Source organism: Secundilactobacillus collinoides DSM 20515 = JCM 1123 (genome assembly GCF_001435975.1).
In the GTDB taxonomy this organism is placed as follows: Bacteria; Bacillota; Bacilli; order Lactobacillales; family Lactobacillaceae; genus Secundilactobacillus; species Secundilactobacillus collinoides.
This window is the reverse complement of the sequence record NZ_AYYR01000009.1, coordinates 291,508-317,699: the sequence shown is the minus strand read 5'-3', so window position 1 is coordinate 317,699 and position 26,192 is coordinate 291,508. Positions and strand designations below refer to the sequence as shown.

The following is a 26,192-nucleotide window of genomic DNA, read 5'->3' as shown; positions in this document are numbered from 1 at the left end:
TATAAATAACAAGTATAATTCAGAAAGAAGACGATTTAATGAATCATCAAACGATGACAACCGATGATTATCTCAGTTTATTAGTGAACGATATCCATTCGACCGTCATTTCGACAATTGGGCAGGATAACCGCCCGAAATCACGGATTGTTGATATGATGCTGACCAAAAACGGCAAGCTATATTTTTTAACCGCCAATTTCAAACCCTTCTACACCCAATTACAAAACAATTCGGCGGTCTCAATCACCGGCCGCCATGGTACTGACACAATGTCGTCTTACGCCATCACCGTTGAGGGTGACGTGCGTGAAATCGGGAATACCTACCTCGATGAAATCATGGATAAGAATCCGTATATGAAGGACCTTTATCCAACCCCAGAGAAAAAAGCCACCCTGAGTGTGTTCGAGGTCTACCGCGGAACGGTCGCTATTTTTGACCTGTCTGTGACCCCACCCTACCAAGCGGCGTTTCAACTGGGGCACTAACTTATGCCAACCCTGGCATGGCACTATGCCGGTATTGGCCATTGCAAGTGCCGCCAAATTCGCCTACAGTAGTGCACATGTATATCTAACTGGAGGTGTGCCATAATGTCCACTGAAATTCTATTCATCGGAACTCCTGCCCTATAGTTCAGTCAGGAGAAGGTCTCCTGGCTAGTCATATTTCTATAATGGTCACGTGTTTGATTTACGAAAAACCACGCTTATTTACATTATAGGAACGCGTTTCAGAAAGCAGGAAGCTAAAAAATGAACATCAGAAACTTTGCTATCATCGCCCATATTGACCACGGTAAGTCCACGTTGGCTGACCGGATCATGGAGATGACGGCCACTATTACAAAACGACAAGCCAGCGCTCAGCTTCTTGACAGCATGGCTGTTGAACAGGCGCACGGCGTTACTGTTAAATCACGAACCGTTCGTAACATCTATCACGCAGACGATGGCCAGGATTATGAATTCAATTTCATTGATACGCCGGGCCATGTCGCTTTTAATTACGAAGTGGAAAAAAGTTTATCCGCCACTGAAGGCGCCATCCTGCTGGTTGACGCGACTCAGGGCGTTCAAGCGCAAACCGTTGCGAACTACCGCCTTGCACGCAAGACAGGTATCGTTGTATTGCCCGTGGTCAATAAGGTGGATAGCGCCAGTGCTGAGGTCGACAAAACCGAGCATCAGATTCGGACTGCATTCCCGGAATTAAAGGACAGTCCAATTTTACGTATTTCCGCTAAAACCGGAGCAGGCGTTCATGACGTATTGGAGGTCATCGTTCACCGGTTACCTGCGCCAACGGCAGACAACAGCTTACCCCTAAAAGCCCTCGTTTTCGACTCAGAATGCGATGCGTTTCAGGGTGTTATTGCCTACGTTCGACTATTTGACGGCGGACTTTCAGCGCAAAACAGCCTAACTCTAATGGCCAGCAACCGGTCATTTAAGGCGAAAGAGATCGGGATTCTAACGCCCAACCGGCTCTCCCAAAAGAAATTGGCGGCTGGCGACGTCGGGTACGTCATCACCGGACTCAAAGACCCGCAGCTTGTTCGGGTGGGTGATACCCTGACCGAGACTGGGCGTCCCACTGAAACGGCCTTACCAGGCTACGCCCCGGCCCAATCCATGGTGTTTGCCGGCGTTTACCCTCAGGACGACTACCCGACCTTGAAGGATGCCATCACCAAGCTCGCGCTGAACGACCCGTCACTGCACGTGACCGCTGCGGTATCCGATGCCTTAGGGCCAGGATTTTACTGCGGTTTTCTCGGCATTTTTCACCTGCAGATCATCAAGGAACGACTCCATGACGAGTATGGTGTTGACGTCATTGTGACCGCGCCGAATGTCACGTATCAAGTGACGCCAAATAACGGCTCAGGTGCTGTGCTCACGGTGACGAATCCCCAACACTTTCCCGACTTCAACACAATTGAACAGGTCGAAGAACCCATGATGCGAATCGAATTAACGACACCTGCAGAACTGTTAAACGACGTCATGAGTTTAGCAAACCAGCACAAGGGCGTATTTGTCGATATGACGAACCAAGACGAGCTGGTCGTCCTGACGTACACGATTCCGTTGTCCGAGATCGCCTACTCATTTTTCAATGAGTTAAAATCCCTGACACACGGTTACGCCAGCCTCTCAACCAGTTTTGCGAACTACGCGCCAGCTGATGTGGTCCGCGTTGATGTTCAAATTAATTACGCAAAGGTTGATGCGTTGACGTTCATTACGCACCGCAATGATGTGGCCGATCAGGCGCAAAAACTGGTCCACAAACTCAAATACGTAGTTCCTCGGCGTTTGTACCCCATGCCGGTGCAGGCCATCGTTGAGGGCAAGGCGATTGCACGCGTGGACATTCCACCGTTACGAAAAAACGCAGCGGTGAACGGTAATTCGTACAGCGTGTCTAAGAAACAGCAATTGTTGCGGCGGCAAAATAGCAACAAACGCGAAGCAGCCCATAGTGATATTGAGCTTCCTCAGGCAGTGTTCAACGCAATTTTGACCCTTGAAGATTAAGTGCTAAGGAGGCAACGTCAATTGACGTTGCCTCCTTTTACGCTTTGTTGTGAATCGGTTTAATCTACTTGGCACACATTTTTTTCAAAGGGCTACTATGGCACTTAATAGTGCGTAATTGTTTTGCTGTCTATTCCCCGTATCATACTTTCTTGCCGGCATATAACAAACAATTAGTGAGAAAAACAGTCTGATAAACGCACGTACCACTTGCCCCATCTTTCACCCTTTTAGCATTAGCCATTAGCGCCTTCGCCATTGGTGCCACTGACTTCATTAGCCGGTATCGTGCTGGCTGCGCTGACAATGCAGATCGTTCTCATTTGACTGCATCGTCAACGGTAATCTCGTTTGTTCTAAGTAGTGAATTTCTTGGCTATTTACAGTAAAATAGACGTAACGAATGCCATAAAAGGAGCGGCAAATGCAGCCAAATATTACCATCACGAACATTATCTGGAGCTTCGATCACACCACCAAACACGTTAATTTACTATTGGTCAAGCGGGCAGGCGACCCCTTTAAGGGCTCCTGGGCGCTGCCTGAGACGGTGATGCGGCCAACGGAAAGTGCCGACACCGCTGCGTTGCGTCTGGTCCGGGAAAAAATTGGGCTGAAGTTGGCCGGCTTTCACACCGAACAGCTTGCGACCTTCACCCAACCCAACCGCGTCCCTGATGCCCGGTCATTGTCGTTAGCTTACATGACTTTCCTGCCGGAAATGCCGCCTTTGACAGCGGGCTATGGGGCCACGGATGCCCGGTGGTTCACCTTCGATGACGATGCTGATCGGTACCGCCTGCAAAATGGCAAGCTCATCTTTCACACGACGTCCATTGCTGATCACGATGCCTACTATACCCAGTTAACCGACCGCAATTCTGATGCTGATAGTACTTTAGCTTTCGACCATGACTGGATTCTTAAAGTGGCTTGCGAACGAATCTGTAACAAGCTGGACTATCAGCCCAATATCTTGCTGATTCTCGGCGATTACTTCACGCTAAAACGCGCTCGGATCGTGTTTGCTGTCTTTCGGCAGGTGCCGCTGGAAAGTATCGACAACTCCAACTTCAAAAAGAATCACAAACACCTCTTTCAACCCGTTGGTACCAGTAGTGCTAAGCACCCTGGACGACCTGCAAAAGAGTACCAGCTCAACTATTTAAACTTGACGAACGAGTAGAAATCGACTATCTTATCTAACAAGTAGGATTGAAGTTGTTTCTACTTTTATTTTACACGTGTTTAGGTATTATTTACTTTTATTTCGAACAGGCGTTGGCTACCACACAACTGTTTGTTGACCGTTTAAGCAGAATCTGTTCAGTAATAAAAGTAGATTTGACTTTAAACCAGAAAGGAAGCCTCAGATGACCAAACAAGATCACATTTTAGGCACACTCTACGGTCAAGCTATCGGCGATGCGATGGGCATGCCCTCTGAGTTGTGGCCGGTATCGCAGATTCAGCAGGCGTTTGGCAAGATCACGACATTTCTAGATGGACCGGTAAGCAACGACATCGCAAAGCATTTTACCAAGGGACAGTACACGGATGATACGAATCAGGCGTTGGCCATTTTGGATTCATTGATCGCAACAAATTGGGTTCCCGATCAGCATAGTCTGGTCCAGCGTATTATGACCTGGGCAGAAGCCGTCCATGCATGGGATAACAACGTCCTGGGTCCTAGCAGCAAGGCCGCATTAACGGCCGTTCGTGAAGGAAACGACCCTGCACCCTTCACTGCCAAGGCGCTTACTAATGGTGCCGGAATGCGCATTGCGCCCATCGGTGCACTCTTTACACCTTCCCAACCAACCGAATTGGTCGACATGGTCGTCCAGATTACACGCATCACCCATGCCAGTGATGTAGCGCTAAGCGGCGCGGCGATGATCGCCGGCGCAGTCACCGCTGCGGTTGCGGACCAATCATGGGAAGACATTCTCCAATTTGCAGAATTAGTGAATGATTTGGCGTTTAAAGCTGGCGCGCCAACCTGGGCCGCCCACACGAAAAATCGGCTGCAATTGGGCATTCGCCTTGCGCACACGTACCGCACCGATGAACTAGGATTCATGGCCGCGCTGCGTGATTTAGTCGGTACCGGCACGATGGTGTCTGAAAGTATCCCTGCCGCCGTGACAATTGCTTACTATACTCGGAACGTCAAAGATTGTGCCCTGCTTTGCGCCAACCTGGGCGGCGACACTGACACCATTGGCGCCATGGCAACCGCTATCTGCGGGGCGAAAAATGGTGTGCAGTCAATTGATTCTGATTGGCTCAAAACGATCGACGAAGCCAACCCGACACACGATCTACACGATTACGCCGCTGCCATTCTTCAGTTTACAGTCCACCAGTCACCTTCACAGGAGGAATAAGATATGGATGAACAAAGTGTCAAAGTACCCGAGCAAGATAAAACGTTGACCTCTAGTAAATTATTTTATAACTGGTTTGCCGCCAACATTGGCATCATGGGCTTTGTATATGGCGCTATCATTGTTAGTTATCACCTGTCGTTTCTGCAATCAATTCTGGCTGCGCTCATTGGATTGCTCTCGTTTCTAGTGCCCGGTTGGGTGGCTATGTTAGGACAACGGGAAGGCGTAACAACGTTCAAACTCAGTCGGGCAGCTTACGGGACCCGCGGCAACAAGATTCCAAACGCCATCGCCTGGTTCAACATGGTCGGCTGGCTGGCCGTCAACGTCATCACCGGCACGCTGCTTTTAATGTCGATGTTCGGTGTGATCCACGTCGTAAAAAATGACGTCACACGAGCGATTGCGCTGCTCATTTTCGGCGGTCTGGTACTGCTGTCCGGGCTCCTGAAAGAAGCCACGCTAGCTAAAATTCAAACTTGGTTGAGTTATATTTTTGGGATTCTCACGATTGTGATCATGGGAATTTTTCTTGTCAAAGCACACTGGTCAGCCGCATTAAAACTGCCAAGCGGCAACTGGGTGACCGGCGTTCTTCCGGCTATCAGTATTGTGGCGGCCGGGTCCGGTATTTCCTGGTCGATGGCCGCAGCCGACTGGGGGGCTTACGCAAAACCGGGAACTAAACCCGCAGCGACTTTTTGGGCAACGACCATGGGCGGCGCTGTTCCTCTGTTCATTTTAATGGCTGGCGGTGTGCTCCTTAGCACCATTGAACCAACACTCGCAACAACCGGTGATCCCTTTGGTGTCATGTATGGCGTCCTGCCAAACTGGTTGGGTGTGGTCTATTTTCTGGTTGCCGCTGGCGGCCTGATTCCGCAATGTATCATTTCCTTAAGGTCAGCTCGGATCAATCTGGCAACAATTGGCATTAACGTGTCACAGCGGACTTCACTACTGATTCATGGAGTGATCATCATCGCAATTCCCATTTATGTGCTCTTTATTTCTGGTAATTTTTTGAGTAATTTTGAAATTTTTCTGAACTTCTTAGGTATTTGCCTCGCCAGCTGGGTTGCCATCTTCTTGGGAGACAGTCTCATGTCGCGCAAGCATGGGTACGATGTCGCGCTCATGAAACCAGATAGTGCCGTTCACTATAATTGGGGCGGCATCATTTCCTGGATCATCGCAACGGTGACTGGTTTCCTATTCACCAACAATGCTGTTTGGAGCGGCCCGTTTGCCCACGGGATTTTCCGTGATAACAGTCTGGGTGTGTTCGTTTCGGCATTGGCAGCCATTGTTTGCATCATCATTGCGAAACTGCTTAGCGGTTCTCGGACGCCAGATTCCAGTGAGAAGGTGGCCTGATGGGAAAAATATTGGTCATTGGCGCTGCCTTTGTAGATGTTTTAGTTCACGTGCCAAAATTGCCACAGACTGGTGATGATGTCACTGGAAACCTGCAGGGGTATCGCGTTGGCGGGTCGGCCTTTAACGTGTATGGCGCCATCCGCTATGCACAGAGTCCGGTTGACCTGTTTGTACCAGTTGGCCAGGGGCAATACGCCAATCAAGTCCGAGAAACTTTAAATAAAAATCAAATCTCGCAACGTCTCTCAGTCACCGATGCAGATAACGGGTGGGATGTGGCTTTTGTCGAACCGAATGGTGAACGCAGTTTCCTGACCATCAACGGCGTCGAGCAGCTTTGGCAGCCCAAGTGGTTCGATAACATTATGTTAACGGACTATGATTACTTCTACGTCAGTGGTTACGAATTGGAAAATGAAACGACTGGCTCGGTTATTTTAGATGCGCTGTCGCGACGTCGACCTGACGCAACCGTGCTGTTTGATACTTCCCCGCGAATTTCATTTCTATCTGAGCGAACACGCCAGCACTTGTTTGACACAAATGTGCTGATTCACTGTAATGAAACTGAACTTAATTATTTGGTGCCGGGCCCGCAATCGCTGCCGAAAAAACTGACGGCGTTGTTTGAACTGACGCATCAGCCCGTCGTAGTCACGTTAGGAGCAAGGGGCTGTTACTATAACGATGGTCAAACAAGCGCAATTATGCCGGTGGATCCCGTTCACGTGGTCAATACGATTGGTGCTGGTGACACGCATTGCGGCGGATTATTAGCAGCGTTGAATCAGGGCGCCCCATTCACTGAAGCCGTTCAACACGCAAACCAGTTGGCGGCTATGGTTGTCGCACAAGAAAAAGGCAGTTTGCTAGACGTTACAAAACCATAAAATTCATTTTTTCTATGAATATCGCAAGCGTTCCTAATGTCTAATTCACGAAATAAACCGTATAATAATCATAATGTTCTACTAAATTTCGTGAAGAAAGAAGCGCTTAACATGAATCATGAAACCATGACTGCCGCCGACTATCTCAAGTCGCTGGCAAACGATATCCACGCCACGGTCGTCTCAACCGTTGACGGTGACAACAAACCACAATCCCGCATCATTGATACGCTGTTCCCGAAAGACGGCAAGCTTTACTTTACAACTGGCAAGACGAAGGGCTTTTACGCCCAGCTCCAAGATAATCCAAACTTGGCAATGACCGGCTTGAAGGGCGAAGAAACCCTGTCCTCATTTGCTATCACAGTGAATGGCAAAGTCCGCGATGCTGGAACCGCATTAATGCCGGAGATTTTTGAAGCCTACCCATACTTGAACAGCATCTACCCAACGCCGGAAAAGAAGGTGCTTCTACGGGTGATGGAAGTGTACACTGGGACGGTTTCGATTTATGATCTGCGTGAAACTCCAATTTATCAAAATACGTTGCCGTTTGGCGATGAATCTTAACACACAAAAGACTGAGTCAAAACGCTATACTACAGATAAACATGCCTAAATGCGCAGCAAAAAACCACTTCCGACAATATAAGAGACCCCAACTAAAACTCCCAATCGGGTTTTAGTTGGGGTCTCTTATATTCCGGGAGCAGAATTGCCTTTGCCCCGCTCTCTTCGTACGATTAGTAAAAGAGATATATTTAAAAACACACTTTCTTGGCAACCTAGTGGGACGAGTTACACAAAGAGATGAAGGTCAAAACCGCTCTTTTTTGGCTACCGAGCGGAAACGAGTTGCACAAGGAGATGAATGTTAAAAACGATCTGACTTGGCTACCGAGCGGAAACGAGTTGCACAAGGCAGGGGGCGGCGTGTTTCACTCTCTTACACGTTCATCTCATTCAAAATCCTAACCAATCGCTCTTCATCTTCCGTCAGTACGTAATCCTTCCGCGTTGCCACCGAAATGTTAAATCGTTCCGGCAACGGGTCCGTAATGTACAGGCTCGTCAGCGGATCAGCGTCAGTCACTGCATCACTAACCAGCATGGCAACACCGAGGTTTGCTTTGATCAAGCTTTTGATCCAAAAAATATCCGGCGTGCTGTAGACCACGTTTGGCGTAATGCCGGCATAGTCACAGTAGGCCTTGAACGCCTTTGGATGCACGAACTTGCCATTCAGCGTGATAAAGTTTTCGTTGCCCAAGTCTTTAAAGCTAACGGCTTTGACATCGGCAAGCGGATGTTCAGGTGACACAACGATCTTGAATGGTCGGCTGCCAAGATGGGTCACGTTCAACTCGGGTGAGCGCATGGGCAGGACGGACCCCAACAATGCAATATCGATGTGTCCGGCCAGCAGTTCAGAATAGAGTTCATCCGACCCCGTTTCAAACACGTCCAGCCGCTGCAACAGACCTGCCTGAAGCAATTTGCCTGCCACCCGTGGGAAATGCATCGTGCCAATGGTCGGCGGCAAGCCAAAGCGGATCTTGCTTTGCTTTGCCCCTTCGATTTCTTGATGCGCCAACATAATGTTGTGCTGAATCATGGTTGCTTTTTCATACAACAATTGGCCCGACCGGGTGATGTTCGTCTTATGCTGCGCGCGATCATGCTGAATCAGTTTCGTGTCGAATTCTTTTTCAAGCCGCTGAATCGCCTGCGTTACCGTGGGCTGCGACACAGAAAACTGTTCCGCCACCGCGGTGTAATTACGTTGTTCAACTAATGCTTTAAAGTATGCTAAATCTCGTGTATTCATCCGTTATTGTTCACCTAACTTCCGCGGTCCTCTTGGTCTCTTATCTTAAGGATACCATTGATTAGAAATTGAAGTGAATTGAAATTTAAATGACATACAAAACGGGACGGCCCGATATTGTTACTTTTTCAGGTTAATTCGGTCAGCCTCGGTGACCTTCCGATAAACCTTGCAAGGGCTGCCCATGGCAACTACTCCGGCGGGAATGTCTTTATTCACAACGCTGCCAGCGCCAATAATACTGCTGGTACCAATCGTCACGCCGCCCATGATGACACTCCCCGCCCCGATCCAAACGTTATCCGCCAACGTAATCGGCGCACTGGTCATCAAGCCCTCATCAACCCGCTGAGTCGCCAATAGGGGGTGGGCAGAGCAGGCAAAAACGACCTGTGGCGCAATAAACGCCCCCGCCCCAATGGTAACTGGCGATGTATCAAGAATTGAACAGTTATAGTTCACCCATGCGTATCCTTGAAAATGAATGTTGAACCCATAATCACAATGAAAGCCGCCCTTGATAAACGTATCTGAATGAACGGTGCCGAACAATTCAGACATTATCTGATGTCGAGCAGCGTCTGCCGCCGGGTCCAATTGATTCAATTGCCAGCAAAGATGATCTGCCAAGTCCATTTTATCTACTGGCATTTTTTCACCTGCAATCACGTAAGGTGTCATCCGTTCCATCATGTTTAAAACACTCATTTTAACCTTTCCTTTCAGACCTTTGCTGCTAAGTCGTCACTGTTCCGACAGTGACTGTAGCGTTACCCATCAATTCAGACTTAATCTTGATTTGCGTTTGCGTTATTCCCCGCTGCTTTTTGCTGAATAATGTGCGCAATTTCTTTGCCGCCGCGTTCCCGATGAAATTCCATCAGTTGACGAGCTGCCGAACCATCTTTAATTTGCAAAGCGGCAACAATAGCCCGGTGTTCTTGAATCGAATGCATTGGGAACTGGCGGTCATTGATCGTGTATAACCGAGCCCGGTAAAGTTGATCCGAGTAACTGCCAATCAACGTTTTGAGGCGGTTGTTTGATACCTGGTTGATAATCAGCTGATGAAATTTTTGATCAATGTTGACGTATTCTTTTAAATCATTATCGTACATCGCTTTTTCTTGAAGTGTAATCTCCATCTCCAACTGAGCAATGTCTTGGTTGGCCATGTTCTCAGCGGCTAATTGTGCGGCTAACCCGTCCAGTGATTCCGAAATTTGAGATATTTCAGTAATGGTTGCTTCTAAAATCGGAGCGACAGTAAACCCTTTTCGCGGAATAATAGTGATCCAGCCCTCAACCTCCAAACGAATCAAGGCTTCATGGATCGGCGTGCGACTCATTTCCAACAAGTCAACAATTTCTCGTTCTAGAAATGATTTCCCTGGTTGCAAGGTTAATTCCCTAATAGCAGTCAGCAGTATCCAGTAGGCTTTTTGTGTCAATGATGTCCCCTGTGCCTTAGTCTTGTAGGCCCGCAACGTTTGTGCAAGTTTCGATTGTTCTGCCATAGTCATTAATTAGTCCCTTCATCGCAATAATGTATTCATTACTTATTATCACCTCAAATAAAAAAAGACGCAAATAAAACTTGTTTTTTGTTACGAAAACAGCTTCCTAATAGCCTATTTAGTCCTCATAAAAAACAAAATTCAACAAAGAAATGATTAACCAGACTTGACATTAATGTATACATTAACTATGATATAGCCGTAATCAACACTAATGTCACTTTGAAACAGATAAACTGAGATGACGATACGGAGGCTATTACTATGAAGATTGTCGAGATTAAAGAAAAACCGGTGCCAATTAGTTCAAGCATTAAGAATGCATACATTGATTTCTCAAAGATGGATGTATCAGCCGTTGCCGTTGTAACCGATGTAATTCGTGATGGCAAACCCGTTATCGGGTATGGGTTTAACTCTAACGGCCGCTATGCTCCCAGCGGTATCATCAACACACGGATGATTCCTCGGATCATGGAGAGTAAGCCAGCGGACTACCTCACTGACGATGGTCGAAACCTTGATCCGTTTAAACTTTGGAAAATCATGATGACCAATGAAAAGCCTGGCGGTCATGGCGAACGCTCAGTTGCAGTCGGTACCATCGACATGGCTATTTGGGACGCGGTGGCCAAGATTGAAGAAAAGCCGCTCTATCAACTATTGTCAGAGCGCTACGGTGACGGCCATCCAGACGACAAAGTGTTCGTATACGCAGCCGGCGGTTATTATCAACCGGGTAAAGATGACACCATGTTGCAAAATGAATTAAAGGGATATCTGGATCTCGGTTACAGCGTTGTCAAGATGAAGATCGGTAACTCGCTGGAGGAAGACATTCGCCGAATCGAAGCCGCTCTGAAGGTCGTCCCAGCCGGCAAAAATTTGGCGGTTGATGCCAATGGTCGTTTAGATCTGCCAACGGCTATCAAATATGCCGAGGCATTGGAACCATACGACCTGTTCTGGTACGAAGAGCCCGGTGACCCACTGGACTACGACCTGCAAAATGAATTGGGCAAACACTACAAGAACACCATGGCGACTGGTGAAAATCTCTTCTCTATGCAGGATGCCCGTAACCTCATCCGCTATGGCGGTATGCGACCAGACAAGGATTATTTGCAGTTTGACTGTGCCCTAAGTTACGGCCTTGTTGAATACATGAAAACATTAAAGATGTTGAAGGAAAATGGCTGGTCATCACGGCGTTGCATTCCGCATGGTGGACACCAAATGTCGTTAAACATCGCAGCTGGCCTTAAATTAGGTGGGAATGAATCCTACCCTGGTATTTTCGAACCATTTGGTGGGTTCGCTGATGATATTCAGATTGAAAACGGGTATGTCGCTTTGCCGCAAATTCCCGGTGTTGGGTTTGAAACCAAGGCTGAATTGATGAAGGTACTGCGTTCTGTAGCGCAATAACATCTGTTAATACATTATTGTTTGAAATAAGAGAATGGCACAAGTACTTGGTTTGCGGTGATTGTGTCCACTCTGCATAGAAACAACTGCTTTGCTACCAAATGAGGCCCCAACTAAACCCCGGAATGAGGCGTTTAGTTGGGGCCTTTTCTATCATCGTGAGCCCTCGATTGTTGCACGTTCTTGTGAGATAAACCGGCAGTACTAAAGCAGCAAGTTTATTATGTTTATCTGTCATAAGGGCTTTTGGCCCAGTCGCTGTCAGCAATCATATCAAAACACGAAAATAACTGTTTATCTCAATGTTGCATTAAAAAACGCTCGAGAACAGGATCTTCCCGGGCGTTATTTTATGCAGTGCGCACCTAAAACGTCATCAAATGGTGTCGCATTGCGTATCGAACCAATTCACAGTGGCAATCCACCGCCAGTTTCCGCATGATGTTTCCCTTATGAGATTCCACAGTCTTGACCGAAATAAACAGCCGTTGCGCAATTTGTTTGTTACCGTACCCTAAAATCACTAACGGTAAGACTTCGCGTTCTCTGGCGGATAATTTATCATAACGAGGGCTGGGCAAAGAGGCAGTGTCGCTGGGCATTGCACGTTTATCACTCGGACGCAAAAGCAAGTGGCAGTCTAAGCACAGTTCATCGTGAGCGACAACGTGCAGTACGCGCAGAATTTCCGTGGCGGGAGAATCAGTCAGCAAGTAACCTAATGCACCCTTCCGAATGACTTCAGCTGGTTCTCAATCAGCTGGTGAGCCAAGCGCAATCAGGCCAACTTTAGGAAATTGGTGGTGCAGGCGACTCAGCGTCAGCAACGCATTTTCACCGTGCATGGCAAGATCGATGAGGACAAGATTGATAGAATCCCGTTCGATCACAGTTCCAGCATCAATGCCGTTCGTGACTTGACCACTTATTTGAAACTCAGGGTCTTGGTTGATCAGCGTTGTGAGACCGGCGCTTGTAATTGCGCAGTCAGTTGCGATTAAAATGTGTTGCATGGCAGTCATCTCCTTTGCCCCCTAGTTTAAGGAATCTCCATTTAATAAAAAGGTGATTATTGAGGATTTTGCACGTGGTGTGCCATTGGGAACTGCCCAATTATCAGGTAGCAGGCAGTCGCCGTTTCAGGGGTATTTAAGGCCGATAAATGCATTAATGACAGCATTTATAGCATATTAATTTGCCATATAAGCAGCGAGTTTTCAGCTGAATGGCAGTAACCGATTTTTGACATTCGACCCTATTATTTTTTCCGCAATCTTGCGGATTAGGTGTAAGCTGACAATAAAGAAAACGTGAAAAGAGGCGTTAACGCGCATGAGTGTCCTCATATTGCTTTACCTGTTTCTAGCCGGCATCGTTGCCGGGCTTCTAAGTACCATGGCTGGCTTAGCCTCGCTGGTGTCCTATCCCGTTCTCCTCAGCGTTGGCTTGCCGCCTGTGAGCGCCAACGTCACGAACACCACATCCGCCGTCTTTACTGGCTTCGGCTCACTGCTGTCATCCAGAAAGGAACTGCGTCACAGTCCGAAAACGACGCTTTCAGTAACTGTATTGACCTTTATCGGCGGTATTTGCGGCAGTTTTTTATTGGTGATGGAACCGGCGTCCACTTTTGAACATATCGTGCCATTTCTGATTTTCATTGCCGGTTGTTTGATGTTGATTCCTAAAAAGGAACGTACACAGGTCACTGCCGCAAACGAGCAACAACCAAAACTGGTGTTGTTTGGCAAAGGAGTTGCCATCTTTTTAGTTGGTATTTATACCGGTTACTTTGGCGCCTCAGCCGGAATGATCCTATTGGCTGTCTTGACCGTTACCATTAACCAAACTTTTGTCGTCAGCAACGCCATCAAGAACCTGGCCATCTTAAGCTCCAATTTCATCGCCATGGTGGTTTACGCGTTCACTGCTCACATTGTCTGGGGAGACGCCATCATCATGGGAGCCGGTTTCTTCATTGGCGGCTATTTGGGGCCAATCGTTGTTCGGCATATTTCGGTCACGATTCTGCGAAAATTGATTGCAGTCGGTGCGTTTGTGTTAGCCGGTTACTTCTTTTACACCACTTATCTTAAGTAAATTAGTTGTCATCGGCCTCTTTTTGTGGGCATTTTTTGAACAATTTTGTGAATTAAATCAACCAATTTTTGCGCATTATTTCTAGTGTTATTCCTATTAATATCGGTCTAATCATGCCATAATCTGATTAAATAGGCATTTTTAGGGCTTCCAAGCTAGTCAATTTTTGACTATTGGATTCACCGGTACTAGTTCAATGTGCAACTGTCTTTCAAACCAGTGTAAGCTAGAGACAACTAATCAAACGCAAAGGAGCGTGAATCCCATGTTAGACGGTATTACATATACGTCAACGGCTCAAATTAATTTCGACCTGCTGACGTACATGATTGGCAGCTACCACTATAATTGGCATGAACAGATTGAGCTTATCTGGCTCTTAAAGGGCACCGTGGAGGCCAACGTGGATGGCAGACGGTACACGATGCATGAAAATGACCTGGTGCTCATTAATACCAACTGCGGGCACGCTACCTTTGCGCTATCTAGTGAATGTATTGCGATGCGCCTGCACATTACACCGGCATTTCTTCTTGACCAGGGCGTTGACCTCGATCACGGCGCCTTTCAGCTCAACAGCGTCAAACGCCCGCAACACCACGATTATGACCTTATCCGCCAGATTCTCGCCCAACTAAGTCTTGGCCTGCAGCACCATCATATCTCACAATTCGACATGAACGCCTTGTACTTTCGGCTGACCAGCATTTTGTTGCACGACTTCTTTGACACTACTGCCAAAATCAGCAATCAGCCGCAACGACGCCAAGGATCGCTTAGCCGGGTCATCACATACATCAACAAGACCTACGATCAAAACATCACGCTCGACACTGCGGCCAAAGTCAGCCACTATTCCACGGCGTACCTGTCACGAATCTTCAAGGCCGAACTGGGCGTTAATTTCTATGAATATCTCACCCGTTGTCGACTGCAACACGCGGTGTTCGCCCTGGAAGATCCCGAGACTAAGATTGCTGACATCGCCCTCAATAATGGCTTTAAAGAGGTTAAATCGTTTAATCTCATGTTCAAAAAACACTTCGGTCAAACGCCATCCGCCTATCGCAACCACCTCTCCTTAAGTGCCCGGCCGCAAATCGACCAGTTCAAACAGCCGCTCTCCACACAGCAGGAAACTTGGCTTACCAATCGTCTCACAGAGTGGATGGACGTCACTGCCGTTGACCAGCTTAGTGCCTGCGACACCTGCGGCTACAGAGAACATTTCGCCGAGTATCAGGCGCTCAAGTCTAAGGTCGACCAATTAAAATTACTGCTGAATCATTAAATAATGGCTAGTCAATTTTTGTCAGTGAATTTGTCAATGTCAAGTCCCACACAAACAACAAAAACGTTTAGAAACGCACTGTTAACAGTTTTAAGGCTGTTAGCGGTGCGTTTCTTTATTTGTCTTAGAATGGCGTATTTTTGATATCTTGTGAATTCATTCCTATACCTTGCTTGTCAAAATAGGTCACTCAGGGGTTCGATTATGACCGCTATTTTACCTAGAATGGCCTTGTAAATTAAAGGAGGAAACGATTATGGATACCATGACCTACGATTACACTGAACCCGCTTTATCAACCAAGGGCCAACAGATGCGTGACATTCTCGCCGACTACATCGCCCTGATCAGCCACCGGCTGCCAGACGACGTCACCGCGAAATTACAAGAACTTCAAAAAGTGGAAGTTGATCCACTCCAAAAACTCGTTTATGACACTATGATGGAAAATCAGTTACTGGCAAACAAGCTGAAACGCCCCAGCTGCCAAGATACTGGTGCACTACAATTCTTCATCAAGTGTGGGGCTAAGTTCCCACTGCTTGGCGAACTGAACAAAATTCTAAAGGACGCCGTTTACCGTGGTACTAAAAAAGCCCCATTGCGGCACAACGCCGTTCAAACGTTTGACGAATACAACACCGGCATGAATATCGGCGACGGTATCCCGTCCATCTTTTTGCAAGTTGACGGGGACGGCACCGACATTCAGATGTACGTCTACATGGCCGGCGGCGGTTGCACACTTCCCGGTGAAGCCAAGGTTCTCATGCCTGGTGAAGGTTATGAAGGCGTTGTCCGCTTCGTAATGGACCGGATGACCAGTTATGGCATCAACGCCTGCCCACCGCTATTAGTTGGTGTCGGCGTGGCCACATCCGTTGAGACGGCTGCTTTAAACTCTAAGTTTGCCCTGATGCGCCGGGTCGACAGCGAATCGGAAAACGCGAACGCCGCCAAATTGGAACACCTCCTCGAAGACGGTATCAACAACATTGGTCTTGGCCCGCAAGGCTTTGGCGGTCAAAAATCCGTCATGGGGGTGAACGTGGTCAATACAGCGCGGCACCCTTCAACCATCGGTGTTGCGGTTAGCACCGGCTGCTGGTCGCACCGGCGCGGGTTCATTAAGTTTGATGAAGACTTGAATTACGAACTGCCTTACAACAAAGGAGTTGAACTTTAACATGAAAACTTGGAAATTAACGACACCCGTTTCCGATGATGATATTAAAGATATTAAAATCGGCGATATTGTTTACTTGACCGGCTCAATGACTACTTGTCGCGACGTTGCCCACCGGCGATTAGTGGAAGAACACCGACCGCTGCCAATCGATGTTCGAAACAAAGCAATCCTGCACGCTGGCCCAATCATCAAAGATTTAGGCAACGACAAGTACGAAATGATTGCTGTCGGTCCAACGACCAGTATGCGGATGGAAAAATTCGAAGAAGAATTCGTAAAACAAACCGGCGTCAAGCTCATCCTTGGCAAGGGCGGCATGGGTCCCGGTACCGAACGGGCCTGCAAAAAATATAAGGCCCTGCACCTGGTCTATCCTGCCGGCAACGCCGTTTACGCTGCCCTGCACGTCAACAAAATCGTTGACGCTCAGTGGAAGGACCTCGGCATGCCTGAAACCCTATGGTCATGCGACGTTAAAGACTTTGGTCCGCTGATTGTTTCCATTGATACCAATGGCGATAACTTGTTTGAAAAGAACAAGGTTATCTTCAACGAACGTAAGGAAGCTGAGATCAAGAAGATTCAAAAACAGGTCAGCTTTATTAAGTAGCATCAAACGGTTAGAAAAAGACAACCTCAGATCGGTATTCTGTCACGGTCTGAGGTTGCTTTGGTAAATGACATGTGACCCATTTATCAATCACACTTTCAATTCAAAAATGATACTAAAAGAGGTGACACACAAATGATGACACAACCAACGTTCAAAGATAACGCCTGCGATGCGTTGAAGATGGTCATTGACCCCGAACTGAATATCAACATCGTGGATCTCGGCTTGATCTACGACGTCACACTCGACACTGATCTGGGACTGTGCACAGTCACCATGACGTTAACGATCATGGGCTGTCCACTCACGGATTACCTCAACGAAGCCATTGAATCAACACTGATGCAGTTGCCAGAGGTGAACCAAGTTCTCATCAATTTAGTTTGGGAACCAGCATGGTCCGTAAACAGCATGTCACGCGAAGCCAAACTAGAACTGGGTCTGCACTAAGGAGGAAAAAAACATGCACAAAGTACTATTAGTCGGCGACGGCGCGGTTGGGTCATCCTTCGCGTTTTCGTTGTTGCAGCACGGCGGAGTGGATGATTTAGTCATCGTGGATATTCGTGCTGATCACGCTCACGGGGACGCCATTGATCTGGAAGACGTGACCCCGATGATGGCACCGGCCCAGGTTCACGCCGGCACCTATCAAGACGCAGCCGACGCCGACATCGTTGTTATTACTGCGGGTGTTCCGCGCAAGGCCAATGAATCACGCTTGGATCTCGTCAATAAGAACATTGCCATTTTAAAATCGATCATTGATCCGGTGATTGAAAGCGGTTTCTCCGGTTGTTTTGTCGTTTCCGCCAACCCGGTTGATATCTTAACGACGCTCACACAACGACTGTCAGGCTTCTCGAAACGGCAAGTGATCGGTACTGGGACGTCCCTTGACAGTGCTCGGTTACAGGTAGCGCTGGCCCAAGCACTCGATATCAGCACCAGTGGCATCGATGCCTACATCCTTGGTGAACACGGTGACAGTTCTTTCGGCGCGTTTGATGAAGCCACCATTCAGGGCAAACCGCTCAAGACATACCCCGGCATCAGCCCTGCCCTCTTAACCAAGATAACCGACCAAGTACACGGCAAAGGCAGCAAAATCATCAGCCATAAGGGTGCCACCTACTATGGTGTGGCTACAAGTCTGATGAAAATTTGCCGCGCGATTTTACTGGATCAAGCCATCGCACTCCCAATTTCGGCACCATTGGAGGGCCAGTACGGCATCCACGATTTGTACCTTGGCACACCTGCAGTGATTGCAGCTGGCGGGATTCAAACGGTGTTAGAGGCTCAGTTATCTGAAGATGAATACCGGCGGATGCAGGCCTCAGCAAAAGCGATCGCCAAAATTCTCATGGCAGTGGAGTAGGTGAACACATTGAAATTAAATCAAGTGAAATACAAAAAACTCATTTGGCCGATTTTGATTGGGCTGTTAATTTGGTTCCTATCGCCGTTTAAGCCGGCCGGCGTCTCCTTAAACGCCTGGCACATGTTTGCAATTTTTGTCGCGACGATTATCGGTTGTATCAGCCAACCGTTACCGATTGCCGGTGTTGCCATCATCGCGATGACCGTGTGCGTGCTATTTAACGTCACATCGATTGACGACGCCATGACCGGGTTTGGCGACAGCACCGTCTGGATGATCGCCATGGCCTATTTCCTGTCACGGGGCTTCGTGAATACTGGGTTAGGCAGACGGGTCGCCTTAATATTCGTCAGATTATTTGGGAAGCGCACTCTTGGATTAGCCTATGCCTTGATTGGTGTCGATCTGGTCACCTCGCCAGCCACGCCAAGCAACACGGCCCGGGCAGGCGGGATTGTCTTTCCCATCATCGAATCCGTCTCCGCGGCCTACGACTCTAACCCAAAGGACGGCACCCAACGAAAAGTCGGTTCCTTCCTGATTTTTTCAGCGTTTCACGGCAACGTTGCCACCAGCGGCCTGTTCATGACTGCCATGGCGCCAAACCTGGTCGCTGTCGCACTGGCTAAGTCCATGCATATCAACATTACCTGGATGGGTTGGTTCTTAGCAGGTGTTGTTCCCGGCCTAATCAGTCTAATTCTTGTGCCATTGATCATCTACAAAATGTATCCGCCGGAGGTGAAAGATACGCCTAACGCAAAGGCTTGGGCCGATGCTGAATTGGTAAAAATGGGCAGGATGAGTTTGCCTGAAAAACTGATGGGGGTGATCTTTTTGCTGGCATTGGTTTTGTGGATGCTATCAAGTTTTATCGGCTTGGACGCAACGCTGGTTGCCTTCATGGCAGTCTCACTGCTCCTATTGTCCGGGGTACTGTCTGTGAGCGATATTCTGCATGAAACCGGCGCCTGGAACACACTGGTGTGGTTCTCGATCCTAATTTTTATGGCGGGACAGTTGAATACCCTAGGCTTCATCCCCTGGTTGTCAAAAGCCATCGGTAACAGTCTGCATGGCGTTGGTTGGGGCGTTGTGCTTGCTGTTTTGATGCTCGTGTACTTCTATGCTCACTACCTGTTTGCGGGCGCCACGGCCCACGTATCAGCTATGTATGGCGCTTTCCTAGGGGTCGCCGTCTCAGCAGGTGCACCACCAATGCTGGCAGCTCTATTACTGGGATTTGACGGTGCCATCTTCAGCTCAACTACCCACTACGCTAACGGTCCATCGTCGATCATGTTCGGCCCCGGATACGTGACACAAAGTGACTGGTGGAAGATGAACTTCGTACTTGGTATTTTCTACCTGATTGTCTGGGGTGGCATTGGCGCGCTTTGGATGAAAGTGATTGGCATATGGTAATCATTCAAACAGATTTCTACTATGGCGTTGCTGCAGTGTGAAGTGGAAAAGACTGACACAGAGACCATAGCATCTCCAAGATGACCATTTTAGCGCGGCCATTTTGAACCTGACCTGCAACATCAGAATATAAAGCACCCCAGTCCAACATCCATTAGGGATGTTGGACTGGGGTGCTTTATATTCCAAGAGCGGAAACTGTTTATTATGTCACCCGCTTCTGTGCCAGTCTTTAACCGGTTTTTTTTATTCTCTTTTTACAGTACCAACGCCTGTAAAGGCAATTTACTCTTCAGTGCATCATCATCTAAAACCGCTAACTTTGGGCCATCAGGATCTAATTGTGCGTAAACCCGCGTTTCAGTCCGATATTTCAACCAATCGAACTCGTCATCCCCAGAACCATTAGGCACGCCAGTTTTTGCAAAGGTCAGGAACCGTCCTTGCCACGCCTGAATCAGTGACGTTAATGTAGTCAGCCCTTCAGCCATGTTCAAAACCGCTGCATCAGAAGTGTGTACACCGCCAATCATATTGGAATGGCAGACCCAGACTGAAGTATTCGTATTTTGTGCGTATATTTCTGCCGTCCGGTCACTCGGTAGCCGATACATAGCTTTACCTAACGCATCGACAAGTTGGTCTTTAGTGTCAACGCCGGCTAGGACTAGGTCGGTATTTTTGCCAAACAAATTCTTTGCGTCTTCAGACAGCTGGATTCTACTGTTGCCGGCAAGTGTCGCCTGCATTGCGTATTCATGGTCACTGGACGACACCATCGCGTGCAAATGCGTTTTGTTCAAGCGGTCATCCAAAACAGCCCGCCAGTCTTCCTTGATCGTTTCGCGGTCAATAACAGGGCCAAAATCGTTCGTATTGGCATGTTCATTGAATTTGCGTTGCAGTGACATCAGCTCTTTTGAACTGGCACCCAACAAATCATTTTGCGTAATAGCGTTAATTTCCAAAAAGTTCTGACTAACCTTCGAGGCTGTATTCATGTCACGAATGGCTTGAAACCCGCCACTGACCGTCCAGATTCTGGAAATGCTGTCCATCACAGAGAAATTCGATGCCATTAACGCCGAGATTGATTTTGCGCCGGCTGAAGAGCCAACCAACGTCACCTGTTCGGGATCGCCACCAAAGCGGGAAATGTTAGTCATGACCCACTCCAACGCCAATTTCTGATCGTACATGCCGACGTTTGTATCGGCAATATCTGGAAGTTGTGCCCAGCCAAGGATACCGACACGGTAATTAAACCGAACGTAAACAATTTTTTCATCCTTGAGCCACTTCATGGTTGGCGTGAGCAAGTCGCCGCCCATCGCAAAACCGCCACCGAAGAAGTCGACAACGACAGGAAGTTTCCCCTCAATATCCGGCGTTGTGACCGTCAAATTCAAACAGTTCTCACCAACGGTCACATCATCCGGTATTTTCATTAAATCCATTTTTTTAATTTCTTTAGTCGCCGTCTTATTAACCGCGTCAAACCCTGCCGTGGGTTGAAGCGGTTGAATATCTTTAACGTTAACTGGACTATTTTTGTCACCGTGGTACGAAGTTGGTCGCTTGAAGCGAAGTGCTTTGCCAAACGGAATGCCAATGAACGCAATGTTACCTTCGTTTTCTGCTTGACCTTCAACTAAACCGCTAGACGTAATTACTCTCATCCTAAACTATCTCCTTTTATATCTGCACACACAATATATCCCCCAGCGTGTGCTGCCTACTGAATCTAAAATTTGAAGACTTGCATATGTCCAGTATAGAACGATGCCATGAGACAATGTGGGGTTATGACTCGCACAAATTCTTTAATTTTAGTCGTCATTGAGCCAGATAATTAAAGTTATTAGTAACCATTCCTATTCCAATGCTAATTATCATAACTAAATAATAAAGCTTGCCAGTGAATCAGCAAAATTTATTTATTCAAAGAATGTGTTAATTTACAACTCAACACGCGTTTTAAAAACCACTACCGATTCACCTGTAATTTGAACCTTCGTTGGTAAACCCGCATCAACTTTGACAGTGACTCGAACACGTCCCGGACGTTTCAAAATCTTTCCCCATAATTGCTGTCATTTCGAACGTACCATTCTTTACTTTGGCTAATCCATGATACACCATGTATGCTCCAACTTCACCGTTCGCACTTTCGGTAACTGAGTCTTCATTATTAGCGGAGATAGGCGCAAACATTCGTCCTCGAATTTCAAAAGGATCTTGACTAGAAATACAAAATGGATAAACCCCATTACAACCAATTTGTTTGCTTAGGGCCGTTAAGCCTTTTAAACTGGGTTTTAAACTATTTAATGTCAATAAACAATTCAACGGTACCATAACTTTGGAATGGCCTGTTTATACAACTTGAACGGGATACTCTGGCAGTAAATCTTCTTTTGAGATATTGAGTGCAGTTAATAATTGTTGTTCTAGTATTTTGTCAAATGGCTCAAGCAAAATTGCTCGACTCTGCGTCATTGCCACTGTAATATCAACAGGTAAAATTCCTGCCTTGGTTCTTGCTAATACCCGACTAGATTTCAACCCTAATCGTTTGGCACGAATATAGTGTGCTGCAATCGTGGCATATCCACAAATTGGATCCTCTTCTGCAGGTGTAAAATAGCGAACTTCAACATCATACTCATCTGTTTTTTCTGGAATTATAAATGCAGTTTCGGAATTGTTCGTTTCTCGAGTAATTCGAATCATCTAATCATCAGTTAACTCACGTGCATCCATGACTATACTTGTGGGGTTTCCAGCCAATTTATTCTTTGTAAAAGCATCCACTTAATAAATGTCATATGTTGTCATTAGGCGTTCACTCCTTAATTATCTTTTATCGCAAAAAAGTAGGCTAATTGCCTACTTTTAAGATTGTTATTAAAATGTCACTAGATGGTGCTGCATCGCGTACTTAATCAAATCACAATGGCAGTCTACTGCCAGTTTTCGCATAATATTTGCCTTATGGGATTCAACTGTTTTAACCGAAATAAATAGTCGCTGTCCAATTTGCTTGTTGCTGTACCCTAAGATGACTAGTGGTAAAACTTCGCGTTCCCTGTCTGACAATGTATCATACCCGCAAGTTTGTGAAGGTTCGTGACAATGATTAAGTTGTGCAACTTCGCTTTTATTCATCAATAAATTAGTATCAAGGTAGAGTTTACCCTGTGAGACCGCACTGATAGCTCTCCCAAATTCTTTTATTGGTGAATTCATTAATAAGTAAGCTAACGCCCCTTTGCGAATAGCTTCTGCAGGTTGATTAAACATGCTCACAGTATCCATGGCTAAAATGCCGACTTTTGGGAAACGTCGATGCAGTTTTTCTAGCACAAACAACGCATTCTCACCTCTCATTGACAGGTCGATAACAGCGAGATTGATGGCGCCATTTGCAACCCGAGTAACAGCATCAGATCCATTTGTTACCTGTCCAATTACATTAAAACCTGGAATTTGATTAATAATGGCTGTTATTCCTGCGTTGGTAATTGCGCAGTCAGTGGCAATAAGAACACGATGCACAGAGCCTCACCTTCTTTCCCTATAAAAATCATTTATTTTGCAATCCATGAAAAAGCCACGCATGTTGGACTACCCGTCTCCGCCATTAATTTAGGTTCAATCAAATTTCCTTGTCCATCCCGTGTATATCTGCAAATGGTGTGCGTGTTTTTATTAGCAATATAAAGATGTTTGCCCGCTGGTCCTAAGGTGATAAAACGGGGGTGAACACCTAAGCAACTCACATTATCAATTAGTGTTAGGTAGCCTGTCCGTTGATTGATACTGTACCATGTAATCGAATTATCAGCTCGATTGGACACATAGATATATTTCCCCTCATTATCCATAGCAACACCACTAGCCCAGCAATCACCCGTTTTAGTATCTGGCATTGTACTTAAAATTTGAATCGGGATCATGGTGCCTTTTAATTCGTCGTAAACATAGAATGCAATTGTGCTGTCATGTTCACTTACAACATAAAGGAATTTACCATTTGGATGCAAAGCAGCATGCCGTGCCTCGGCCTTCAAACGAGTTGTTCGTTCAAAAATCTCGATCAATTTGCCTGTATCTTCATTAAAATCATAAACGACCAGCTTACTTTGACCAGCATCGCGTCCTTGACAAGGCACAATAATACGTTTTTGAGTTCCATCAAAACAAATTTGATGCGGGTGGGATACCGTATTTTCTTTGAGACCAGCAACGACCTTATGAGAGGCTACGCCAAGCAACTCACCGGACTTCACATCGCGTTCGATCGTATACACATCTCCACTGGTTAAAAATGGTACAATTAAAAACCGATTATTTTCTGAAACAACGACGTGTACTGGATTTTTTGCATCTAACGTTATTGTATTTAGTTGCTCAAGTTTACCGTCAGCTAAAATTTTGAAAGCCGTAATATCGCCAAAATCCCCATGAATTGCATACAAGAATTTGCGTGATTTATCTAATGTCAGGAATGATGGATTTTCCAAGTTTCCACTAATATCGACTAAATCCCAGTTTCCTTGTTCGTTAATACCATATACTGAAATACCTTTGCCAATTGCATGCCGTTTCTGAGTTGTGCGACAACCAACATAAATATATTTTTGATAAGTCATAATTTCCACCTTTTCTGTCTGGTACTTCTACTTTGAAACATGCTCATTCTTCACCGAAATCGTCACTGCCTTGCCAGTGGTTGAACGCCCAATCAATTTCATAGCCCCGCTATACAACACCATGATAAATAATGGTGACAGTAAAGCGACGAATACATCGTTGATTCCAAATGGATCTCCTAATACATACCAGGCTGTTGAGATGATTGCCGTGCCGACCAAAGCAATATTCGCACCCTTCGTATCCGTAAAATGCGGCAAGTAGAAGGCAATGACTGCCACGATAGCAATCGAAACCCGAACTGCCTTTGTAAAAAAGGACATCGACAAAACTTGCGGTGTAATGGACGCAAAGACCAGTGGCAATAAACCAACAATTACGGAAATAATTCGTGTTGTCCGAAGTTGCTGTTTGGGCTCCGGCTTCCAGTGCGGTACATAAAAATCTTGAACGATCAGTGACACAGCGCCCAATGATAACGCACTAACAGCAATGAACACCGCCGCCAATAATCCGGTAGCAACAAACGCCGCAACGAACACATTCATATGGCTTAAGAAAGCCGGAAGCGCATATAAACTGTCTATTTTAGGAAATAAGAATCGCGCACAAACGCCAATTAAAGCTAAAACAATAGCGAGAGGTAACGAAAGTCCGGCAGCTAAAAATGTTGCATGTTGCGCACTTTTTTCACTCTTGGAAGATGACATTGATTGTAAGATATACTGAGTGGAAAAAATCGAACCCGTTGAAGTAATGACCCAGCCAATGATCGTTGCCCACCCAATTTTCCCAGAACCGGTGAAGTAGCAGTGTGGCAGGCCATGAATAACTGGTGATAATCCATGAGTTAACATCAATGCGACGACTAAGGTGACAATTAAACCAAGGTACTTAACAAACGTGTGCACCATCGTGACGTAGGCCACACTCTTCATTCCACCAATACAGAAATACAATGTGCCAACAACCCCAACAACAACCATTGCCAGTGTTAGATTAATACCAAGAATGGTGGCAAGGATACTAGCACCACTGATGTAGTTAGCCACATTGGTTAAAAATAATGCATAGATCATGATAATCGAAACAATGTACTTGGTTGAAGGACCGAATTTACTCTCCAAGATACCGGAAATTGTGAACCCACCAGTTCCATACAATTTTTTAACAATAAACAAACCATAAATGATAAACCCAATAACAGCTGCAAAGATAGACCAAAATGCCGCTACCCCACTTGTAAATGCAGTTTGTGCTGTCCCAACAAGTGTGACTGCCCCAATAAATTGGGACATCATTAACACCCCAACAACAATAGTTGGTAAGCCATGACTACCCGTCATGAAATCACTGTTTGTTTTGCCACTCCATCGGACACTTAAATAACCTGTAAAAATAATGTAAGCAATAACGATACCTAGAATAATAATGACTGAAGTTGATTCTAGCTTCATGGTGTTCGCCTCCAAGCGTTAGCCTATAAGTTCGGTTGTTCACAAGTGAAGGTATGAAGTAAGGCGGGGAATCTCCCTCGCCCTGCTTCCTA

24 protein-coding genes and 1 pseudogene are annotated in these 26,192 nt (G+C 46.6%); 15 read left to right on the top strand and 10 right to left on the bottom strand.

What is annotated here, in order from left to right:
• The first annotated feature begins 38 nt into the window (after positions 1-38).
• The 7 genes from FC82_RS02275 (at position 39) to FC82_RS02245 (ending at position 7,782) form a co-directional block, all read left to right on the top strand.
• Positions 39-491 carry a hypothetical protein gene (locus tag FC82_RS02275; protein WP_056996088.1) on the top strand — a complete coding sequence of 151 codons (453 nt, stop codon included), beginning with the start codon at positions 39-41 and terminating at the stop codon, positions 489-491.
• Between the two features lie 267 nt (positions 492-758).
• Positions 759-2,546 carry a translation elongation factor 4 gene (lepA, locus tag FC82_RS02270; RefSeq protein WP_056996087.1) on the top strand — a complete coding sequence of 596 codons (1,788 nt, stop codon included), beginning with the start codon at positions 759-761 and terminating at the stop codon, positions 2,544-2,546.
• A 424-nt stretch (positions 2,547-2,970) separates the two neighbouring features.
• Complete coding sequence (locus FC82_RS02265; protein WP_056996086.1) at positions 2,971-3,732, top strand: NUDIX domain-containing protein; 762 nt, start codon at positions 2,971-2,973, stop codon at positions 3,730-3,732.
• Positions 3,733-3,919: 187 nt separating this feature from the next.
• A complete protein-coding gene (locus tag FC82_RS02260; RefSeq protein ID WP_056996085.1) occupies positions 3,920-4,939 on the top strand; it encodes an ADP-ribosylglycohydrolase family protein in 1,020 nt (339 codons plus the stop codon).
• Positions 4,940-4,942: 3 nt separating this feature from the next.
• A complete protein-coding gene (locus FC82_RS02255; RefSeq protein ID WP_056996084.1) occupies positions 4,943-6,319 on the top strand; it encodes a purine-cytosine permease family protein in 1,377 nt (458 codons plus the stop codon).
• Entirely contained in the window at positions 6,319-7,212 is an 894-nt protein-coding gene (locus tag FC82_RS02250; protein WP_056996083.1) for a PfkB family carbohydrate kinase, read from the top strand. Before FC82_RS02255 ends, FC82_RS02250 begins: the two co-directional genes overlap by 1 nt.
• A gap of 111 nt (positions 7,213-7,323) precedes the next feature.
• On the top strand, positions 7,324-7,782 hold the full coding sequence (locus FC82_RS02245; protein ID WP_056996082.1) for a pyridoxamine 5'-phosphate oxidase family protein: 459 nt from the start codon (positions 7,324-7,326) through the stop codon (positions 7,780-7,782).
• Positions 7,783-8,158: 376 nt separating this feature from the next.
• Here FC82_RS02245 and FC82_RS02240 read toward each other — a convergent pair whose 3' ends face one another.
• The 3 genes from FC82_RS02240 to FC82_RS02230 form a co-directional block, all read right to left on the bottom strand.
• Positions 8,159-9,040 (bottom strand): LysR family transcriptional regulator, encoded by an 882-nt coding sequence (locus FC82_RS02240; protein WP_056996081.1) that lies wholly within the window; start codon positions 9,038-9,040, stop codon positions 8,159-8,161.
• Between the two features lie 120 nt (positions 9,041-9,160).
• Positions 9,161-9,748 carry a sugar O-acetyltransferase gene (locus FC82_RS02235; protein WP_056996080.1) on the bottom strand — a complete coding sequence of 196 codons (588 nt, stop codon included), beginning with the start codon at positions 9,746-9,748 and terminating at the stop codon, positions 9,161-9,163.
• Positions 9,749-9,828: 80 nt separating this feature from the next.
• The gene (locus tag FC82_RS02230) at positions 9,829-10,557 is read right to left on the bottom strand and encodes a GntR family transcriptional regulator (RefSeq protein WP_065101487.1); all 729 of its coding nucleotides are present in this window, start codon (positions 10,555-10,557) and stop codon (positions 9,829-9,831) included.
• A gap of 264 nt (positions 10,558-10,821) precedes the next feature.
• Between FC82_RS02230 and FC82_RS02225 the strand changes: the two genes are divergently transcribed.
• The gene (locus FC82_RS02225; RefSeq protein WP_054759101.1) at positions 10,822-11,985 is read left to right on the top strand and encodes a mandelate racemase/muconate lactonizing enzyme family protein; all 1,164 of its coding nucleotides are present in this window, start codon (positions 10,822-10,824) and stop codon (positions 11,983-11,985) included.
• A gap of 365 nt (positions 11,986-12,350) precedes the next feature.
• Here FC82_RS02225 and FC82_RS02220 read toward each other — a convergent pair whose 3' ends face one another.
• Complete coding sequence (locus tag FC82_RS02220; protein WP_054759099.1) at positions 12,351-12,698, bottom strand: response regulator transcription factor; 348 nt, start codon at positions 12,696-12,698, stop codon at positions 12,351-12,353.
• Between the two features lie 39 nt (positions 12,699-12,737).
• Positions 12,738-12,998, bottom strand: coding sequence for a response regulator transcription factor (locus FC82_RS02215; RefSeq protein ID WP_161939749.1), 261 nt, complete (start codon positions 12,996-12,998; stop codon positions 12,738-12,740).
• 319 nt (positions 12,999-13,317) lie between these two features.
• On the opposite strand from FC82_RS02215, the gene FC82_RS02210 reads away from it, so the two are divergent.
• The 7 genes from FC82_RS02210 to FC82_RS02180 all read left to right on the top strand — a co-directional run bounded on the left by FC82_RS02210 (position 13,318) and on the right by FC82_RS02180 (position 19,987).
• The gene (locus tag FC82_RS02210) at positions 13,318-14,085 is read left to right on the top strand and encodes a sulfite exporter TauE/SafE family protein (protein WP_056996079.1); all 768 of its coding nucleotides are present in this window, start codon (positions 13,318-13,320) and stop codon (positions 14,083-14,085) included.
• A gap of 265 nt (positions 14,086-14,350) precedes the next feature.
• Positions 14,351-15,376 (top strand): helix-turn-helix transcriptional regulator, encoded by a 1,026-nt coding sequence (locus FC82_RS02205; RefSeq protein ID WP_054759095.1) that lies wholly within the window; start codon positions 14,351-14,353, stop codon positions 15,374-15,376.
• A gap of 256 nt (positions 15,377-15,632) precedes the next feature.
• On the top strand, positions 15,633-16,562 hold the full coding sequence (gene ttdA, locus FC82_RS02200; protein WP_056996078.1) for a L(+)-tartrate dehydratase subunit alpha: 930 nt from the start codon (positions 15,633-15,635) through the stop codon (positions 16,560-16,562).
• A gap of 1 nt (position 16,563) precedes the next feature.
• Entirely contained in the window at positions 16,564-17,175 is a 612-nt protein-coding gene (gene ttdB, locus FC82_RS02195; protein ID WP_054759094.1) for a L(+)-tartrate dehydratase subunit beta, read from the top strand.
• Positions 17,176-17,310: 135 nt separating this feature from the next.
• Entirely contained in the window at positions 17,311-17,628 is a 318-nt protein-coding gene (locus FC82_RS02190; RefSeq protein WP_412778483.1) for a metal-sulfur cluster assembly factor, read from the top strand.
• Between the two features lie 13 nt (positions 17,629-17,641).
• Positions 17,642-18,559: an L-lactate dehydrogenase gene (locus tag FC82_RS02185; protein ID WP_056996077.1), complete on the top strand. Its 918-nt coding sequence runs from the start codon at positions 17,642-17,644 to the stop codon at positions 18,557-18,559.
• A gap of 9 nt (positions 18,560-18,568) precedes the next feature.
• Positions 18,569-19,987 carry a DASS family sodium-coupled anion symporter gene (locus tag FC82_RS02180; protein ID WP_056996076.1) on the top strand — a complete coding sequence of 473 codons (1,419 nt, stop codon included), beginning with the start codon at positions 18,569-18,571 and terminating at the stop codon, positions 19,985-19,987.
• A gap of 257 nt (positions 19,988-20,244) precedes the next feature.
• Here FC82_RS02180 and FC82_RS02175 read toward each other — a convergent pair whose 3' ends face one another.
• The 5 genes and pseudogenes from FC82_RS02175 to FC82_RS02155 all read right to left on the bottom strand — a co-directional run bounded on the left by FC82_RS02175 (position 20,245) and on the right by FC82_RS02155 (position 26,100).
• Complete coding sequence (locus FC82_RS02175) at positions 20,245-21,666, bottom strand: carboxylesterase family protein (RefSeq protein ID WP_054759092.1); 1,422 nt, start codon at positions 21,664-21,666, stop codon at positions 20,245-20,247.
• Between the two features lie 352 nt (positions 21,667-22,018).
• A pseudogene (locus tag FC82_RS17075) lies at positions 22,019-22,720 on the bottom strand (PhzF family phenazine biosynthesis isomerase).
• A gap of 174 nt (positions 22,721-22,894) precedes the next feature.
• The gene (locus FC82_RS02165) at positions 22,895-23,545 is read right to left on the bottom strand and encodes a LuxR C-terminal-related transcriptional regulator (protein WP_054759088.1); all 651 of its coding nucleotides are present in this window, start codon (positions 23,543-23,545) and stop codon (positions 22,895-22,897) included.
• A 32-nt stretch (positions 23,546-23,577) separates the two neighbouring features.
• A complete protein-coding gene (locus FC82_RS02160) occupies positions 23,578-24,642 on the bottom strand; it encodes a lactonase family protein (RefSeq protein ID WP_054759086.1) in 1,065 nt (354 codons plus the stop codon).
• Between the two features lie 27 nt (positions 24,643-24,669).
• The gene (locus FC82_RS02155) at positions 24,670-26,100 is read right to left on the bottom strand and encodes a sodium:solute symporter family protein (protein WP_056996075.1); all 1,431 of its coding nucleotides are present in this window, start codon (positions 26,098-26,100) and stop codon (positions 24,670-24,672) included.
• Positions 26,101-26,192 lie beyond the last annotated feature (92 nt).

What these genes read in the sequence shown, in the direction of transcription:
- FC82_RS02275 (WP_056996088.1), top strand. Translation starts at nt 39, where the DNA reads ATGAATCATCAAACGATGACAACCGATGATTATCTCAGTTTATTAGTG.
- lepA (WP_056996087.1), top strand. Translation starts at nt 759, where the DNA reads ATGAACATCAGAAACTTTGCTATCATCGCCCATATTGACCACGGTAAG.
- FC82_RS02265 (WP_056996086.1), top strand. Translation starts at nt 2,971, where the DNA reads ATGCAGCCAAATATTACCATCACGAACATTATCTGGAGCTTCGATCAC.
- FC82_RS02260 (WP_056996085.1), top strand. Translation starts at nt 3,920, where the DNA reads ATGACCAAACAAGATCACATTTTAGGCACACTCTACGGTCAAGCTATC.
- FC82_RS02255 (WP_056996084.1), top strand. Translation starts at nt 4,943, where the DNA reads ATGGATGAACAAAGTGTCAAAGTACCCGAGCAAGATAAAACGTTGACC.
- FC82_RS02250 (WP_056996083.1), top strand. Translation starts at nt 6,319, where the DNA reads ATGGGAAAAATATTGGTCATTGGCGCTGCCTTTGTAGATGTTTTAGTT.
- FC82_RS02245 (WP_056996082.1), top strand. Translation starts at nt 7,324, where the DNA reads ATGAATCATGAAACCATGACTGCCGCCGACTATCTCAAGTCGCTGGCA.
- FC82_RS02240 (WP_056996081.1), bottom strand. Translation starts at nt 9,040, where the DNA reads ATGAATACACGAGATTTAGCATACTTTAAAGCATTAGTTGAACAACGT.
- FC82_RS02235 (WP_056996080.1), bottom strand. Translation starts at nt 9,748, where the DNA reads ATGAGTGTTTTAAACATGATGGAACGGATGACACCTTACGTGATTGCA.
- FC82_RS02230 (WP_065101487.1), bottom strand. Translation starts at nt 10,557, where the DNA reads ATGGCAGAACAATCGAAACTTGCACAAACGTTGCGGGCCTACAAGACT.
- FC82_RS02225 (WP_054759101.1), top strand. Translation starts at nt 10,822, where the DNA reads ATGAAGATTGTCGAGATTAAAGAAAAACCGGTGCCAATTAGTTCAAGC.
- FC82_RS02215 (WP_161939749.1), bottom strand. Translation starts at nt 12,998, where the DNA reads ATGCAACACATTTTAATCGCAACTGACTGCGCAATTACAAGCGCCGGT.
- FC82_RS02210 (WP_056996079.1), top strand. Translation starts at nt 13,318, where the DNA reads ATGAGTGTCCTCATATTGCTTTACCTGTTTCTAGCCGGCATCGTTGCC.
- FC82_RS02205 (WP_054759095.1), top strand. Translation starts at nt 14,351, where the DNA reads ATGTTAGACGGTATTACATATACGTCAACGGCTCAAATTAATTTCGAC.
- ttdA (WP_056996078.1), top strand. Translation starts at nt 15,633, where the DNA reads ATGGATACCATGACCTACGATTACACTGAACCCGCTTTATCAACCAAG.
- ttdB (WP_054759094.1), top strand. Translation starts at nt 16,564, where the DNA reads ATGAAAACTTGGAAATTAACGACACCCGTTTCCGATGATGATATTAAA.
- FC82_RS02190 (WP_412778483.1), top strand. Translation starts at nt 17,311, where the DNA reads ATGATGACACAACCAACGTTCAAAGATAACGCCTGCGATGCGTTGAAG.
- FC82_RS02185 (WP_056996077.1), top strand. Translation starts at nt 17,642, where the DNA reads ATGCACAAAGTACTATTAGTCGGCGACGGCGCGGTTGGGTCATCCTTC.
- FC82_RS02175 (WP_054759092.1), bottom strand. Translation starts at nt 21,666, where the DNA reads ATGAGAGTAATTACGTCTAGCGGTTTAGTTGAAGGTCAAGCAGAAAAC.
- FC82_RS02160 (WP_054759086.1), bottom strand. Translation starts at nt 24,642, where the DNA reads ATGACTTATCAAAAATATATTTATGTTGGTTGTCGCACAACTCAGAAA.
- FC82_RS02155 (WP_056996075.1), bottom strand. Translation starts at nt 26,100, where the DNA reads ATGAAGCTAGAATCAACTTCAGTCATTATTATTCTAGGTATCGTTATT.